The following is a 15532-nucleotide window of genomic DNA, read 5'->3' as shown; positions in this document are numbered from 1 at the left end:
CGCATTCCCCAATGTCGACGACGCCGTCAGGGAATCACGAATCGCCCAAAAGCAAAATCCTAAAACGCAAGAAAGCGAGGTCCAACACCCCGCTTTCCTGCAAAATCGAATACTACATCAAGACAAATTCTGCTTATTTCTCAGATCAATCCGCATTCTTCACGGACGACCGCTTCGGGCCTCGCAGCGCCAACGAGCCTGGGCGCCGGTGCAACGCTAGGCGCGGGCACGCTGATCGCGTTCGCCACCGCGCCGGGCCAGGTCGCGCTCGACGGCGAAGGCGCCAACTCGCCGTTCTCCGCCGCCCTCTCCCGCCATCTCGGCACGCCGGGGCTGGAGGTGCAACAGATGCTGACGCGCGTGCGGGCGGAAGTGGTCTCGAGCACGAAGAACAAGCAGGTGCCGTGGTCGAACTCGTCGCTGCTGGGCGAGGTCTATCTGGCGGAGAAGTGAGGGCGGGTGAGCGCACTGGTTTTCAAGGGTGCAACGCTGCCCGCCACTCACTCGGTGTCATCGCCCGGCTTGAATCGGGCGATCCAGTACGCCGAGACGTCCGTGATTCACCGAAAAGCCGCGGCGTACTGGATTCCCCGCTTTCGCGGGGAATGACAGCAGCCGCGTGGCAAACTTAGTTGCCCCACACTTCCTTGGCGATCTCGACCGCAAGGCCGAGCTTGGCCCACTGCTCTTCCTCGGAGAGGATGTTGCCTTCCTCGGTCGAGGCAAAGCCGCACTGCGGGGACAGCGCGAGCTGCTCCAGCGGCGCGAATTTGGCGGCCTCTTCGAGGCGACGCTTGATGTCGTCCTTTTTCTCGAGCTCACCGAACTTCGAGGTGATGACGCCGACCACGACGACCTTGTTGCCCTTGGGCAGGAAGCGCAGCGGCTCGAAGCCGCCGGCGCGGTCGCTGTCGTATTCGAGGAAGTAGCCATCGTAATTGGTGCCGGCCAGCATGGTCTCGGCCACGGGCTCGTAGCCGCCCGAAGAAATCCAGGTCGAGCGGAAATTGCCGCGGCAGACATGCGTCGTCACCACCATGTCGGCCGGCTTTTCGGCCAGCGCGTAATTGATGACGCGCGCATAGATCTGCTGGAGACCCTCGGGATTGTCGCCGCGCTCGCGCGCCTTCTTCAATTCGTCCTGCGAACAGAGATAGGCCCACACGGTGTCGTCGAACTGAAGATAGCGGCAGCCGGCATCGTAAAACGCCTTCACGGCCTTGCGGTAGGTCTTGCCGAGGTCTTCGTAGAACGCGTCGAGATCGGGATAGACGTCCTTGGAGATTGCCTTGCGGCCGCCGCGGAAGTGCAGCACGGCCGGCGAGGGGATCGTCATCTTGGCGGTGACGTGGGCCTGGTCGGCGGACTTCTTCAGGAAGCGGAAGTGATCCAGCATCGGATGGTCGTCGGGGAAATCGAGCTTGCCGATCACGCGGACCGCATCATGCCGCGTCTCGACGCCCGCGAACTGGATGCCCGTGTCCGGGTGAAACATTTCGCAGCCGGTGAGCTTGGCCAGGAAGTCAAAGTGCCACCAGGAGCGGCGGAATTCGCCGTCGGTCGCGAGCTTCAGGCCGATCGAGGCCTGCTTGTGCACGACCTTCTCGATCTCCATGTCCTCGATCTTGCGCAGATCGTCAGCCGAGATCTCGCCCTTCTCGAGCCTGACGCGGGCTTCCTTGATCTTGGCCGGACGCAGGAGGCTGCCGACCTCGTCGGCGCGGAAGGGGGCTTTGGTTCGCTGCATGTCTTGTCTCTCCCGAATTTCTAGTGGGCCGCCGCCCCTGCGACGCCGAGGTGGCGCTCGAGGACCGACGGGTCGGCCTTCAGCGCGGCGCTCGGGGCGTCGTGGACGATCGTTCCGCGCTCCAATATCACAACACGGTCGGCGAGCCCCAGAATCTTTTGCGCGTTCTGCTCGACGATGATCGAGCAGATGCCGCCCGCCCGGGTGATGGTGCCGATCGCCTTCAGAAGCTCCTCGACGATGATGGGGGCGAGGCCCTCCGTCGGCTCGTCCAGCAGCAGGACCTTCGGGTTGAGGGTCAACGCCCGGCCGATCGCCAGCATCTGCTGCTCGCCGCCGGAGAGCTGGTTGCCAAAATTGCTCCGCCGCTCCTTCAGCCGCGGGAACATCTCGTAGACCCGCTCGACCGTCCAAGGGCCGGGCTGCGCCACCGCGGTCATGTTCTCTTCCACCGTCAGCGAGCGGAAGATGTTGCGCTCCTGCGGCACCCAGCCGATGCCGGCCCGCGCCCGCTGATCGGGCCGCAAGCTCGTGACATCGGTGCCGGCGAGCGCGACCGAGCCGGAGAAGCGGCGGGTCACGCCGACGATGGAGTTGATCAGCGTGGTCTTGCCGGTCCCGTTGCGGCCCAGCAGCGCAAGCACCTGCCCCTCGGCGAGGCGCAGGGACATGTTGGACAGCACCACCGCCTCGCCATAGCCGGCGCGAAGTGCGTCGATCGCGAGCAGGTCAGACATTGACCGCCTCCTCGCCGAGATAGACGGCCTTGACCTGGGGGTCGCGCGCGACCACGTCGGGCGGCCCCTCGGTGAGCAGCGCGCCCGAGACCAATACCGAGATGCGGTCGGCGAAGGAAAAGACGAGGTCCATGTCGTGCTCGATCAGGAGCACGGTGACGTCGCGCGGCAGGCTGCCTACGACGGCAAGAATGTCGTGGCGTTCGCTCTCGGGCACGCCGGCGGCGGGCTCGTCGAGCAGCAGCACGCGGGGCTTGGCGGCGATCGCGACCGCGATCTCGAGCAGGCGCTGCTTTCCGTAAGGCAGCGTCACGGTCTCTTCGTTCATGACGTCGAGCAGATGGAAGCGCCTCAGGAGGTCGGCGATCTCGCCATTGACGTCGCTCCGCGTGCCCATCCGCCGCCACCAGTCGCCGCCATGGCCGAGACGCTCGGAGACGGCAAGGCCGATGGTCTCGAGCGGGGTCAGGTCGGGATAGAGCTGGTTGATCTGGAAGGTGCGCGACAGGCCGCGCAGCACGCGCTTGTGCACGGGCAGATCGGTAATGTCCTGGCCTTCGAGCAGGATCCGGCCCGAGTTCGGCTTGAGCACGCCGGTGAGCTGGTTGATGACCGTGGTCTTGCCGGCGCCGTTCGGGCCGATCAGCGCGTGGCGGGCGCCCTGCTCGATCTTGAGCGACAGGTCCCGCGTCACGCGCAGGCCGCCGAACTGCTTTTCGAGATTTTGGGTTTCGAGCGCGATGGTCATGCGTCGCTCTCCGGCACGGCGACGACGGCCTTGCGTCCGGCAACCTGCTTGATGATCAGGTTCGGCACATAGAGCACCCAGCGATGCAGGCGCTGGCGGCCGACCAGCACGATCACGACCAGCACGAGACCGATCCAGAACTGCCAATATTGCGGGGTGATGGTGGAGAACACTTCCTGGAGCATGCGGAAGATCACCGCGCCGACCAGCCCGCCATAGAGATAGCCGGTCCCGCCGATGACGAGCACCAGCATCAAATCGGCCGAACGCTCGAAGGCGAACACGTCGAGGGAGGCGATCGCCGTGGTCTGGGTGAACAGCGCGCCCGCGACGCCGGCATAGAACGCCGCGAGCGTGTAGATCGCGATCAGGCGGCGGTTGACGGGGATGCCGATGGCGGCTGCGCGCAGCGGATTGTTCTTGATCGCGCGCAGCGACAGACCGAACGGCGAATGCACGACGCGGCGAGCAAACAGGAACAACAGGAACAGCACCGCCAGCGAGTAGAAGAAGCCGGTCTTGCCGAACATGTCGAACGGGATCTCGCCGAAGATCGGCTGCATCTCGATGCCCTGCAAGCCGTCGGTGCCGCCGGTGATGTTGGAGAAGCGCTCGGCGAGTGCCTCGAGCAGCAACGCGATACCGAGCGTGACCATCAGCCGGGTCAGATCGACGCCGCGGATCACGAGGAAGCTGGTGGCGAACCCCAGCACCATCGCGGCAAGGCCCGCGACGATCAGCGCGAGCACGGGCTCGTTGATGATCCCATGCAAGGCGAGAAGCCCCGCGGCGTAGGCGCCGACGCCGAAGAAAGCGGCGTGGCCGAGCGAGACGATGCCGGCATAACCGAGGATGAGATCGAGCGACATCGCAAACAGCGCCAGCCGCAGGATGTCGGTCATGATCAGATAGCGTGTGGGAAATGCGAAGCCGCAGGCCAGCACGACGAGCCAGAAGGCGACTTCGCCATAGTGCCAGCGCGCCTGGCGCTGGGCGTGATAACCGACGTCGGAGGAAGCGCTCATCGGTGGCCTCAACGCGCGGCGGTGCGGCCGAACAGGCCGTTCGGGCGCCAGATCAGGATCACGATCATCATGGTGTAGATCACGAAGGGGCCCATCTTCGGCACATAATATTTGCCGGCGACGTCGCCGATGCCGAGCAGGAGCGAGGCCAGGAACGGCCCGGTGATCGAGGACGAACCGCCGACGGTGACCACGATCAGGAAGTAGATCATGAACTTCAGCGGGAAATACGGATCGAGGCCGAGGATCTCGGCGCTCAGTGCACCACCGAGACCGGCGAGCCCGCAGCCGAAAGCAAAGGTGAAGGCGAACACCTGCGGCACGTTGATGCCGAGCCCGCTCGCGGCACGGGGATCATCGACCGCGGCGCGCAGCCGGCTGCCGAACCGGGTCTTGGCCAGCACCATCTGGAGAGCAATGGTGAGCAGGCCGCAGATCACGATGATCATCAACCGGTAGCGGCCGATGCCGACGCCGAACACGTCGAACTGGCCCTGGAGCGCAGCCGGCAAATTGATGAAGACGCGCGATGAGCCCTGGATGTAATCGACGGCCGCGACCGACATGAACGTCAGACCGATCGTGAACAGCACCTGGTCGAGATGGCTGCGCGCATAGAGATGGCGGTAGAGCGTTCGTTCGAGCACGATGCCGATGGCTGCTGCGGAGACAAAGGCGAGCGGCAGTGCTGCGAAGAACGGCCAGCCCATCCGGTTGACCAGGACCATGCAGACATAGCCGCCGGCCATGGCAAAGGCGCCGTGGGCGAGGTTGACGAAGTTCATCAGGCCGAGCGTGACCGCAAGCCCGCAAGCGAGCACGAACAGCAGCATGCCGTAGGCAACGCCATCGAACAGGTTGGTGAGGATAGAGGTCATCGGAAGCGGGTGAACCCTGGTAATCACTCGTCATTCCGGGGCAGCGCGCAGCGCTGAACCCGGAATCCATTTCCATCACGTCGAGATCCCCGATGCGCGCTAAGCGCGCTCGGGGATGACGCGCTTTTCGCGCGTCACTTCTTCGTCTTACCGAGATCCTTGACGGCTTCGAAGGTCGCGAACTCGACATTGTAGAGCTCGCCGTCGACCTTCTCGACCTTGCGGATGTAGATGTTCTGCACGATGTCGCGGGTCTCGGGGTCGATCGAGATCGGGCCGCGCGGGCTTTCCCACTTCTGGCCCTTCATGGCTTCGACCAGCTTGGTGCCGTCGGTGTCGCCATTGGTCTTCTTCAGCGCCTCGTAGATGAGGTGGATGCCGTCATAGCCGCTCACGGCCATGAAGCCCGGACGGTTGCCGTAGGCCTTCTTGTAGGCCGCGACGAAATCCTTGTTCATCTGCGAGGGATGCGCCGCGGAATACAGATGCGCGGTGACCGTGCCGAGCACGGCGTCGCCCATGTTGTTGAGCAGGTCGTCGTCGGTGACGTCGCCCGGTCCGATTACCTTGATGCCGGCCTTGTCGAGGCCACGCTCGGCATACTGCTTCATGAAGTTGCCGCCCTGGCCGGCCGGCACGAACACGAAGATCGCGTCGGGCTTGGCATCCTTCATGCGCTGGAGGAACGGCGCGAAATCGGGATTGGCGAGCGGCGTCTTCACCTCTTCGACCACCTCACCGCCGCCGGCGGTGAAGTTCTGCTTGAAGAAGTTCAGTGCGTCGTTGCCCGGCGCGTAGTCGGAGGTGAGCGTCGCCACCTTCTTGATGCCGTTCTTCACCGCCCAGTCGGCGATGATGGTCGAGGACTGCGCCAGCGTGAAGCTGGTGCGCACGATGTAGGGCGAGCGCTCGGTGATGATGGAGGTGCCGGCCGCCATCACGACTTCCGGGATCTTGGCCTGGGTTGCGAGCGGCGCGGCCGCGAGCGCGGCCGGCGTCACGCCGAAGCCGGCGATGAAATTGACCTTGTCGTTGACGATCAGCTCCTGCGCGGCCGTCTTGGTCTTGTCCGGAATCGCGGCGTCGTCCTTGAGGATGATCTCGATCTTCTTGCCGGCGACGGTGTCGCCCTTCTGCTGCATATAGAGCTTGATCGCGTTCTCGATCTGCTTGCCGGTCGAGGCCTGGCCGCCGGTCATCGGCAGGATCAGGCCGACCTTGACGGTGTCCTCGGCCTTGGCCGGCACGATGGCCGCAAGGCCGGCGATGGCGGCCGCTGCCGCGGTCCAAGAGACCTTATAAGAAAACGTCTTCCGTTCGAACATCAGATGTCCCTCCCCTTCATTCCTGATCTCTTGTGCGCCGGACCGAGTGCCCGGTCCTTGGCTCAACCTTAGCTCACGCACGCGCGATGTCGCGCCACATGGCGTCTTTCGCGCCCTTATTGTCAATCGGACGTTTGGCGACCATTCGGCGCAAGCCGCGCGTCCCGATTGCCGACGACAGGGAGCGATGCCGTGGTTACGTCGGAGTAACCCGAGCATCCCCATCCTGGCCGCTCCTATTTGTACGATTGTACAAATAAAATGGACCTGTCAACGAAAAAGCCCTGCCGCCGACCAAGCCAGTTTGTCGCGTGCCCCTTGCCACAGTCTAGAAAGCGACCGGCCGCGTGGATGGAGGATTTCGTCTTTCTTTTGCAGAATTCGGACACCGCGGTTCACGGCAAATCGGTAGTTAATTACCTACCTCGAATAAGTCTATTTTACCTTGTTGAAGACTACTCTCCCCGCGCCAGCCTAACCCGGCGTCCAACACGACTGAATTCGCGCGCACAATGCTCAAGCTTTTCCGCTCCGTCCTGACCCTCGTTGCGCTCGCCGCGGGGCTGTCCGGCTGCGGCACCGTCAACGAAAAGCTCTCCGCCGGCATGGGCGACTACGTCCCGCAATGGGCCGGCGGCCTGCCGGCCGACGCACCGCCGCGGCCCGGCACGCCGCAATACGACGCCTACATGAAAGAGCGCGAACGCAAGCGGCTGCTGCCGGCGGCCGATCGCGAGAAGGAAGAGCAGGCGCAGAAGGGTGCGACCGGCTCGGCGTCCGGCAACGCGGTGCGCTGAGGGCGCTACTCGCCACTCACCATTCGCTAATCCATAAACACCACGGTCTTGCGGCCGTTGAGGATGACGCGGTCGTCGAGGTGGTAGCGGATCGCGCGGGCCAGCACGCGCCGCTCGATATCGCGGCCCTTGCGGACGAGATCCTCCGGGGTGTCGCGGTGGCTGATGCGCTCGACGTCCTGATCGACGATCGGACCTTCGTCGAGGTCGCGCGTGACGTAATGGGCGGTCGCACCGATCAGCTTGACGCCGCGCTCATGGGCCTGGTGATAGGGCTTTGCGCCCTTGAAGCCCGGCAGGAACGAGTGGTGGATGTTGATGCAGCGGCCGGAAAGCTTGGCAGACAGATCATCCGACAGGATCTGCATGTAGCGCGCGAGCACGACGAGATCGGTGCCGGTCTCGGCGACGAGATCGAGGATCTGCGCCTCCTGCTCGCGCTTGGTCTCCTTGGTGACAGGCAGATGGTGGAACGGGATGCCGCCGAAATCGAGCCCGGCATAGACCTCGCGCGGATGGTTGGAGACGATTGCGGTCGGGACCATCGGCAGCTCGCCGGTGCGCCAGCGATAGAGGATGTCGACCAGGCAATGGTCGGACTTCGACACCAGCAGCATCACCTTGCGATGCGCTGCACGGTCACGCATCTGCCACTCCATGCCGAAACGCTCCGCGATCGCGGCAAAGCCGGTCTGGAGCGCCGACAGCTCCACGGCGAGATCGGCCGCGGTGAACACCACGCGCATGAAGAACTTCTTGGTCTCGACGTCGTCGAACTGCTGGGCATCGAGAATGTTCTGTCCGTTGTGGGCCAGAAAGGTCGACACCGCCGAGACGATGCCGGGACGATCCGGACAGGACAGGGTCAGGACATATTGATGATCAGGCATGGCTCTTGATGAAGGTTTGGGCAGCGACTGCGGAACGATCCGCGATTTGCGCCCTGCTCTATCACGGACCCCGCCCTCGCGCCAATCCCAAGACTTGATCGCAAGACTTGCGTCAGCATAAAGCGCGGAGTCAGGATGAACGGACCATTGCAATTTACCGCCGGAGCACACCCATGGCCGACCGCTTGAACGGCTACCGCATCCTGATCCTGGAGACGCGCGAGGAGGCCCAGTTTGCAAAGCTTCTGGCCGAGCAAGGTGCCGACGTCGTGCAGTGCCCGATGTTCACCATTCACGACGCGCCCGATCCCGCCCCGGTCGAGGCCTGGATTCGCCGCGCCATCGACCAGCCCCTTGACGACCTCGTGCTGATGACGGGCGAAGGCCTGCGGCGGATCATGAAGCTCGCGCGGACCCGTGGTCTCGACCAGGCTCTGGTCGCAGCCCTCGCCAAATCGCGAAAATTCACCCGCGGCCCGAAGCCCGGCAAGGCGTTGCGCGAGATCTCCCTCGATGCGCAGCAGAACACGGAGAAGCCGACCACCGAGGGCGTGATCGAAATGCTGGGCAGGCTCGATCTGAAGGGGCGACGCGTCGGCCTTCAGCTTTATCCGGACAAGGACCACAGCGCACTGACCGGCGCACTTGCCGCGCAAGGCGCCGATGTCGATACCGTGCTGCCTTATGCCTACGATTCCAAGGCAGCGGATGCCAACATCGTCGCCGCCATCGACGACATGACCGAGGGGCGGATCGATTCCATCGCGCTGACCAATCTTGGCCAGGTCCGCCGCCTCGTGGAAGCCGCGAAGGCACATGGCAGTGAGGCGAAGTTGCGCGCAGGGTTGGAGCGGACGCTGATTGCGTCGGTGGGTCCTGCGGTGTCGGGAGAGCTCGCCGCGCATGGCCTGCGCACGGACATCGCGCCGGCGGAAGACCACTATTTCATGCGCCCGCTGATCTCGGCGATGGCGGCAGCGCTCGCCGAGAAACGGCCGAAGGTGGCGGGTTAATCACCAGGCGATGATGCCTAGCTTGCCACCTGCGAGGCGGCCGACATCAACTCCTGAGGGCTCGGAGCCCCGAACATGCGGTGGCCACCTTCAGGAACCTCGGTAAAGGTCCAGCGCACGATCCCCTCGCGATCGAGCAGGAACTGGCCGAACAGCTGGCCCTGGCCGGTTGCCGCCATGCGCTGATCGGCCTCCATCATCTCGTAGCCGTCCTTGTTGTTGAGGTACTCGGAAGCCGCCAACCGATTCATCGGCCCCGACGTTTCGCCAGGCACATCCACCTGCATGCTCTTGACGACGTCCATACCCACCTTGCGCGGCCACTCGGTTTCGTTCTCCGTAAACTCGATAGTGGGCAGGCCGAACGCGCGGTGCGAGACCCGCTCGGGGTCGGACGCGGCGAGCAGATTGGGCAAGGGATGATAGCGGAAGTAGAGCCGCGCGCGCTCAATGGGCGTATTCACGACCGTGAGACTTTCGACACCCTTGTCGCGCAGGGCTGCGTCAAGCTGCGCCTGTGCCGCGATGTGGCGCCGACAGAACGGACAGTGCAGCCCGCGAAACAAGCCGATCAATATCGGACTGTGCCCGCGAAAATCCTGGAGCGAGATCGTTCCATCGCGTGTGATGGCGTCCAGCACGACGTTTGGCGCGCGATCGCCCGGTTGAAGCGGTCCATCGACATGAAGTTCTGGCATGGTTGAACTCCTTCATATGACCTAGTCAAGAAATGGCAGCACGATCAGCCCGGCGGGATCGAGCCCGTGGCGAGCGCAGACATCATGGGCCAGCGCGAAATATCGGTCGGCCTCGGGCATGTCGCCTCGATCAAGGCTCAGCGTGGCAAGACCATCATAGCATGGAAACAGCTGCTGCGGTTCGCCGGTTTCGTTCGCCACCTCGATTGCCTCATTGTAGCAGAGGGCGGCCAGATCGGGGCGGAAGTGGCATTGATGGATTTGCCCGAGCACGATCAAGGGCACGGAGAGATGCTCGCGCTGATCGAGCGCGCGGTCGATTTCGATCGCCTTCTCGGCAGCAGGTACCCCTTCCTCGGTACATCTGTCCGTGAAGGTGCAACAGGCAACGGCAAAATTGGCAAGAAGACGCGCCTGGAAGCCGAGATCCCCGATCCGACGCGCGACATCGAGTCCACGCCGGCAGACCTCCACGGCCTTCGCCGGGTCGACAATCGTGTAGAGCACGCCGAGATTGGTGTAGCCGCGGCAGGCTACGTTGAGGAGGCCGGCGGTTTCGGCGGCTGCAACGCTTTGCTCCACCTCGCGTACCGCCTCCTCGTGTCGTCCAAGCCGCGCCAGCGCAACGCCCTTGGTGTTGAGGGCCTCCGCAATGGCACGTGCCGCCTCGAGCCCGCCCTGCTCGTCCGCGTCCGCCGGTACGGACCGTGCATAGCCGAGCGCCTCGTCTGCCCATCTTGCGGCGGCCACGTGATCGCCGGTCCGGAACGCGAGACGGCCGCGCTCCTGCAGGAGATGCGCCCACTCGATGGGCGCGTCGGTCCCTCCAAGCAGGTTGGCCGCCTCGGCGTAATGCGTCTCTGCCTTGATCCGCTTGCCGGCGTCCCACAGCAATCGGCCAAGCTTGCGAAGAATTCGCGCTTCGCCGATCCGGTCCTGAATCGCGCGGTGCCCCTCCAACGCGCTCTGATAGTGTTCCTCGGCCGTGTTCCGGCGGCCAGCCGCGGCACAGAGGTCCGCAATGCGCTCGTACAGGACCAGACGTTCCGGCTCCCGTTCGCCGCCGGTCAACAGCACGGCGAGGGCCTGTTGGTAGAGACGGATGGCATCGTCATTGGCATAGCTGGCGCGAGCGCGATCGCCGGCCGCGCGCAGATAGCGTGCGCCTTTCGGCTTGCTCGCGCTCAGACTGAAGTGATGTCCGAGCAGTATGAGATCTTCGAGGCGCTCGGGCTCGTTGCCATAGAGCCTTTCGAGCGCCCCGCCGATCCGTCCATGAAGCTCGATCCGGCGCTGCAGAAGCAAGTTTTGATAGATCACGTCCTGAAGCATGGTTTGCGTGAAGCGGTAGGTCCGCAGCGAAATCGAGTTCGCGCCCGCGATCTCCTCGATGATCTCCGCGTCGCACAGAAGCTCGAGCCCTGCTTCAACCCTTGCCGGCTCGGTTGCCGCCGCACCGAGAGCAGCCGCATCAAACCGCGGGCCGATCACGGCGGCCTCCTGTGCCAGGCGGCGCACCTGATGCGGCAATCGGTCGAGACGCGCCAGCAACAACGCCTGAATGCTTGCCGGAATATCGGCGGCCGCTTCATCCGATTTCATCCGCCACTGCGCGCCGTCGCGCTCCAGGGTGCCGGCTTCGATCAGGCCGCGTATGATCTCCTCGAGGAAAAGCGGATTGCCGCCGGCGCGATCGAGGATTCGACCGAACAGAGCTCCCGGCGGTTCACGCCAACCGTGACTGAAATAGGCCGCGAGCAGCCTTTGTCCGTCGGCGTCGCCAAGCGGGGGCAGCCGGAGGGTTGTGTGACTGATCCTGCTCGAGCCGAACTGGTCCAGTTCCAGCATCGGCCGATGCGTAAACAGCAGCATCAGCCGCGTCCGCTCCAGTCGGTCCATCAGGAACCGCAACGCTTCAAGCGACACCGCATCGGCCCAATGCAGATCCTCGACGATGATCAGCAGTGGCGACAGTGCCAGGCGGCGTTCGAAGACGGTGCGAATCGCGAAGAATATCTGCCGGCGGAGCTGTTCGGGCTCGACATGCTTGAGCACGGCGTTGGGGTCGCCGAGGCCGAGGACGTGCAGATAGAGGGGCATCAGGCGGTCCGCCTCGTCGGTCGCGAGGCCAAGCTCCGACAGCGCTTCGGCGACCTTCGCCTCCGCCTCCGCGGCGCCCGCCTTCTGCGCGATGCCATAGGCGCTGCGCAGCACGGCGGCGAGAGTGCCGTAGGATTGTTCGCCAAGCGGCGAGCACGCCGCGTGCCGGATCGCCACGCCGGCGAATCGATCCTGGTCGCGGATGCGCGCGACGAATTCGCTGACCAGGCGCGTTTTCCCGATGCCGGCTTCACCGACCAGCCGCACCAGTTGAGCCGCGCCGCCGCACGCGCGATCAAGGCTGCCGATCAGGCGCGCAAGCTCGACGTCGCGCCCGATCAACGGCGCATTGAGGCCCAGCGTGTCGAGACCGCGCGCCGCACGGGGCGTGTCGAGCGGCTCCTTCAGACGGTGGACCAGCACGCTGCCCATCTTGCCCTTCAGCGAGACCTCGCCAAGCGAGTCATAGGAGAACGCATGCCGCGTCAGACGGTGGGTCAACGGCCCGACCAGCACCTCGCCCGGAGCCGCCATCGACTGTAGCCGCTGGGCGGTATTCACCGTGTCGCCGGTCACCGAATAGGATTTGGAAACACCCGCACCGAGCCCGCCCGCGACGACGTGCCCGGTGTTGATGCCGACATGGAGCAGCAGCGGTGAACCGGCATACGCCTTCGCGCGTTCGCTGAGGCGCGCCGTCCGGCCGATCATGTCGAGGGCAGCGCGCACCGCCCGCTCCGGGTCGTCCTCGTGCGCCGCCGGCGCACCAAACAGAGCCAGCAGCGCATCGCCGATGAATTTGTCCACGAAGCCGCCAAAGCTTTGCACCGCGGCCGTCAACTCCTCGAACAATTCGTTTTGAAGCGTCTGCATGACCTCGGGGTCGAGCCGCTCGCTCATCGCAGTGAAGCCGCTGAGGTCGGCAAACAGCACGGTGATGGTGCGGCGGTTCGCCTCGCTGTCGATCTTGTCCGACGGAGCTCGAAATGCGGCGTGAGCCTCCTCCGTCGGCACGAGCGGCGGAGAGGAGGACCGGATCGGAAGCGTCGTCGGGCTCGTCTGCGCCGATGCCTGCCCTCCGCCTATGGGGACCTCAGCGACGAAGGCACCGCATTTCGGGCAATAGGCGAAATCCGGCGCGCATGGAAACCCGCAGCCAGGGCACGCGTTCGGCTGCTTCGTGCCGCACTTCGGGCAGAAGGCAAAGCCGCTCTGGACCTCTAAACCACAGCAGGAGCAGTTCATGGGTCAGGACCTCGCGGAAGCCGCGATGGCGCGAGCTCCTGGACCTGCCGGATGGGCCCAGGAACCTGGCAAGCATGGGCTCGTCACACGGGAAGAGCAAGCGGCGGTTGATCATCCGCTCCGTATCGGCTAGGCGACGAAGCGATGCTGCGGGCGCACTGGCGCACCGCAAATCGTCGGCAAGCATGGCGGCATGCGGTAGCGCCAATTGACAGAGGCATGGCCGGGGCTACCCTGCCAACAGAAGAACAAGAATAAGGGGGAATCGCCGTGAAACCCGTCATCGCATCTTGAGCACATCCGCACGACCTTCCGCACTCGCGCCATTCCGCATCCGCAATTATCGCTTCCAGTGGCCGTCCGATCTGCTCACCTCGTGGGCGTTCGAAGTGGAGACGCTGGTGCTCGGCTGGTACATCATGGTCGAGACGGGCTCCGTGCTGCTGCTCACCGTGCTTGCGTCGCTGCAGTTCGTCGGGACCCTGGTCGCGCCGGTGCTCGGCATGATCGGCGACCGGATGGGCCATCGCGATCTCCTGGTCGTGATGCGCCTTGCCTATACGGCGCTCTCGTCGACCATCATGGTTCTGGCACTGACCGGTCATTTGTCGCCGCTGAGCGTGATGATCATCGTCGCGCTCATGGGCCTGATCCGCCCCTCCGATCTCGGCGTCCGCGGCGCGCTGCTTGCCGAGATCATGCCGGCCGAGCAACTGGTGGGCGCCATCAGCGTTGCGCGCACGACCCAGGACAGCGCCCGCATCGCCGGAGCGCTGACGGGCGCAGGTCTGTTCGCCGTCCTCGGCATCGGCCTCGTTTATGTGGCGATCGCCTGTCTGTATCTCGCGGCCGCACTTCTCATGCTCTGCCTGACCCGGCCGAAAAGGACCATCACGACGAGCGATCTTCCGGCGAACAGCCACGCGGTCTCGCGATTGCTGGGCGACCTCAAGGAAGGGATCGTCTATGCCTGGAACGGCCCGGGAATGCGCGCGGCGCTGTGCGTCGCCTTCCTGGCCAATCTCACCGCCTTTCCCTTCACCGGCGGACTATTGCCCTACATCGCGCGGGACATCTTTCATACCGACCAGACCGGCCTCGGTTATCTCTCGGCGAGCTTCGCCGTGGGCTCGCTGATCGGCTCCATCACGCTCAGCCTGGTCAGCGGACTGCGCATTGCCCGTCTTCTCATCGGCGCGACGCTGGCCTGGTACGCCATGCTGCTGGTGTTTGTCGAGATCAGGACCATGCCGGTGGCGATGGCCTGCCTCGTTCTTGCCGGCATCGCCCAGAGCATGTCGATGATCTCGGCCGCCGTGATCCTGATGCGAACGGCCAGCGCGCACCTGCGCGGCCGCGTCATGGGCGTCCGCATGATGGTGATCTACGGCCTGCCGCTCGGGTTGCTCGCGGCCGGCAGCCTGATCGACATCATCGGCTATTCCGCGACGGGCTCGCTGTATGCCGCCGCGGGCTTCATCGCGATGCTGGCGATCGCGGTACGATGGCGCGCCGACCTCTGGCCGGTGCATGCCCCGGCCAATGCGCGCTAGTCCCCGTAGCTGCGCAGCCGCTCGACATCTAGAATGGTGACGCCGCCATATTCGAGCCGCAGCAGCCCTTCCTTCTCCAGACGGTTCAGGGCGCGGTTGGCGTTTTGCCGTGACATGCCGGAGAGCGCGCCGATCTCCTCCTGGGTGATTTCCAGGTGTGCGGTCGACTCGGGATAGAGGATCGGATTGAACAGCGAGGCGATGCTGCGCGCGAGGCGTGCGGTGGCATCCAGCGTGCGGTTGACCTCGAGCATGCCGATGAACTGGCCGAGCCGCTCGTTGAGCTGACGCACCAGGAAGCGGTTGAAGCCGACGCTGTTCTCGAACAGCCACATGAAGGCGCTGCGTTCCATCAGCGCGACGCGGCTGTCGCGCAGCGCGACCACGTCGTAGCGGCGCGGCTCGTTCTTGAGCACGCTGCCCTCGCCGAACCAGGCCCCGGCCGTCAGCCCCGCAAGGCTCGTCTCCTTGCCATCGCGCGAGACCCCGCCCATCCGTGCCAGGCCGCTCACCATGCCCGCCCAATAGCCGAACGTATCGCCGCGCATGAACACGGTCTCGCCGGTGCGGTAGGACCGTTCCGTGATTCCGGCGCGAGCAACCTCGATCTCCGCTTCCGTGAGCTCGCGCGACCAGGCGGCGACCCGCTTCAGTTGATCCTCTGAAATCATGATGCCGAAGCCAGCCGCACCGTTCGCCACCCAATCTCTCTGCTGCACTGCAACACGATCGCTTCGACCACCATCCGACGAAAGATGAAGGCCACTCCCGCCTGA

General features: G+C 64.6%; 13 protein-coding genes and 1 pseudogene. 4 read left to right on the top strand and 10 right to left on the bottom strand.

Translation table 11 applies throughout. The features are described 5' to 3' along the window. Positions 1-171 precede the first annotated feature (171 nt). Positions 172-453, top strand: a pseudogene (locus tag ACVJ5M_RS16640) (caspase family protein); the annotation flags it as partial. A 175-nt stretch (positions 454-628) separates the two neighbouring features. Here the strand turns inward: ACVJ5M_RS16640 and ACVJ5M_RS16635 are convergent. The 6 genes from ACVJ5M_RS16635 to ACVJ5M_RS16610 form a co-directional block, all read right to left on the bottom strand. Beyond that, positions 629-1747 (bottom strand): cobalamin-independent methionine synthase II family protein, encoded by a 1119-nt coding sequence (locus ACVJ5M_RS16635; protein WP_028151999.1) that lies wholly within the window; start codon positions 1745-1747, stop codon positions 629-631. Between the two features lie 20 nt (positions 1748-1767). Then, complete coding sequence (locus ACVJ5M_RS16630; RefSeq protein ID WP_028152000.1) at positions 1768-2484, bottom strand: ABC transporter ATP-binding protein; 717 nt, start codon at positions 2482-2484, stop codon at positions 1768-1770. Beyond that, positions 2477-3232 (bottom strand): ABC transporter ATP-binding protein, encoded by a 756-nt coding sequence (locus ACVJ5M_RS16625; protein WP_014493881.1) that lies wholly within the window; start codon positions 3230-3232, stop codon positions 2477-2479. Before ACVJ5M_RS16625 ends, ACVJ5M_RS16630 begins: the two co-directional genes overlap by 8 nt. Continuing rightward, positions 3229-4257 carry a branched-chain amino acid ABC transporter permease gene (locus ACVJ5M_RS16620; RefSeq protein WP_354100635.1) on the bottom strand — a complete coding sequence of 343 codons (1029 nt, stop codon included), beginning with the start codon at positions 4255-4257 and terminating at the stop codon, positions 3229-3231. Before ACVJ5M_RS16620 ends, ACVJ5M_RS16625 begins: the two co-directional genes overlap by 4 nt. Positions 4258-4265: 8 nt before the next feature. Beyond that, positions 4266-5135 carry a branched-chain amino acid ABC transporter permease gene (locus tag ACVJ5M_RS16615; protein WP_028152003.1) on the bottom strand — a complete coding sequence of 290 codons (870 nt, stop codon included), beginning with the start codon at positions 5133-5135 and terminating at the stop codon, positions 4266-4268. Between the two features lie 134 nt (positions 5136-5269). Beyond that, positions 5270-6460 (bottom strand): ABC transporter substrate-binding protein, encoded by a 1191-nt coding sequence (locus tag ACVJ5M_RS16610; RefSeq protein WP_063982179.1) that lies wholly within the window; start codon positions 6458-6460, stop codon positions 5270-5272. Between the two features lie 512 nt (positions 6461-6972). Between ACVJ5M_RS16610 and ACVJ5M_RS16605 the strand changes: the two genes are divergently transcribed. Continuing rightward, positions 6973-7257, top strand: coding sequence for a hypothetical protein (locus tag ACVJ5M_RS16605; protein WP_028152005.1), 285 nt, complete (start codon positions 6973-6975; stop codon positions 7255-7257). 26 nt (positions 7258-7283) lie between these two features. Here ACVJ5M_RS16605 and purU read toward each other — a convergent pair whose 3' ends face one another. Next, positions 7284-8147: a formyltetrahydrofolate deformylase gene (purU, locus tag ACVJ5M_RS16600; protein ID WP_028152006.1), complete on the bottom strand. Its 864-nt coding sequence runs from the start codon at positions 8145-8147 to the stop codon at positions 7284-7286. Positions 8148-8320: 173 nt separating this feature from the next. On the opposite strand from purU, the gene ACVJ5M_RS16595 reads away from it, so the two are divergent. Then, positions 8321-9160: a uroporphyrinogen-III synthase gene (locus tag ACVJ5M_RS16595; RefSeq protein ID WP_354100634.1), complete on the top strand. Its 840-nt coding sequence runs from the start codon at positions 8321-8323 to the stop codon at positions 9158-9160. Between the two features lie 17 nt (positions 9161-9177). On the opposite strand, the gene ACVJ5M_RS16590 is transcribed toward ACVJ5M_RS16595, so the two are convergent. Both ACVJ5M_RS16590 and ACVJ5M_RS16585 read right to left on the bottom strand, forming a co-directional pair. Further along, positions 9178-9858, bottom strand: coding sequence for a redoxin family protein (locus ACVJ5M_RS16590; RefSeq protein ID WP_354100633.1), 681 nt, complete (start codon positions 9856-9858; stop codon positions 9178-9180). A 21-nt stretch (positions 9859-9879) separates the two neighbouring features. After that, the gene (locus ACVJ5M_RS16585; protein ID WP_354100632.1) at positions 9880-13203 is read right to left on the bottom strand and encodes an adenylate/guanylate cyclase domain-containing protein; all 3324 of its coding nucleotides are present in this window, start codon (positions 13201-13203) and stop codon (positions 9880-9882) included. A gap of 290 nt (positions 13204-13493) precedes the next feature. Between ACVJ5M_RS16585 and ACVJ5M_RS16580 the strand changes: the two genes are divergently transcribed. Beyond that, positions 13494-14756: an MFS transporter gene (locus ACVJ5M_RS16580; protein ID WP_354100631.1), complete on the top strand. Its 1263-nt coding sequence runs from the start codon at positions 13494-13496 to the stop codon at positions 14754-14756. Here ACVJ5M_RS16580 and ACVJ5M_RS16575 read toward each other — a convergent pair. Next, the gene (locus tag ACVJ5M_RS16575) at positions 14753-15427 is read right to left on the bottom strand and encodes a Crp/Fnr family transcriptional regulator (protein ID WP_354100637.1); all 675 of its coding nucleotides are present in this window, start codon (positions 15425-15427) and stop codon (positions 14753-14755) included. The two genes, ACVJ5M_RS16580 and ACVJ5M_RS16575, sit on opposite strands and share 4 nt — an antisense overlap. Positions 15428-15532: the final 105 nt, after the last annotated feature.

It is taken from the genome of Bradyrhizobium sp. S3.7.6, assembly GCF_054061875.1.
The sequence above is the reverse complement of the archived record's forward strand: the minus strand, read 5'-3'. Positions and strand labels throughout refer to the sequence as shown.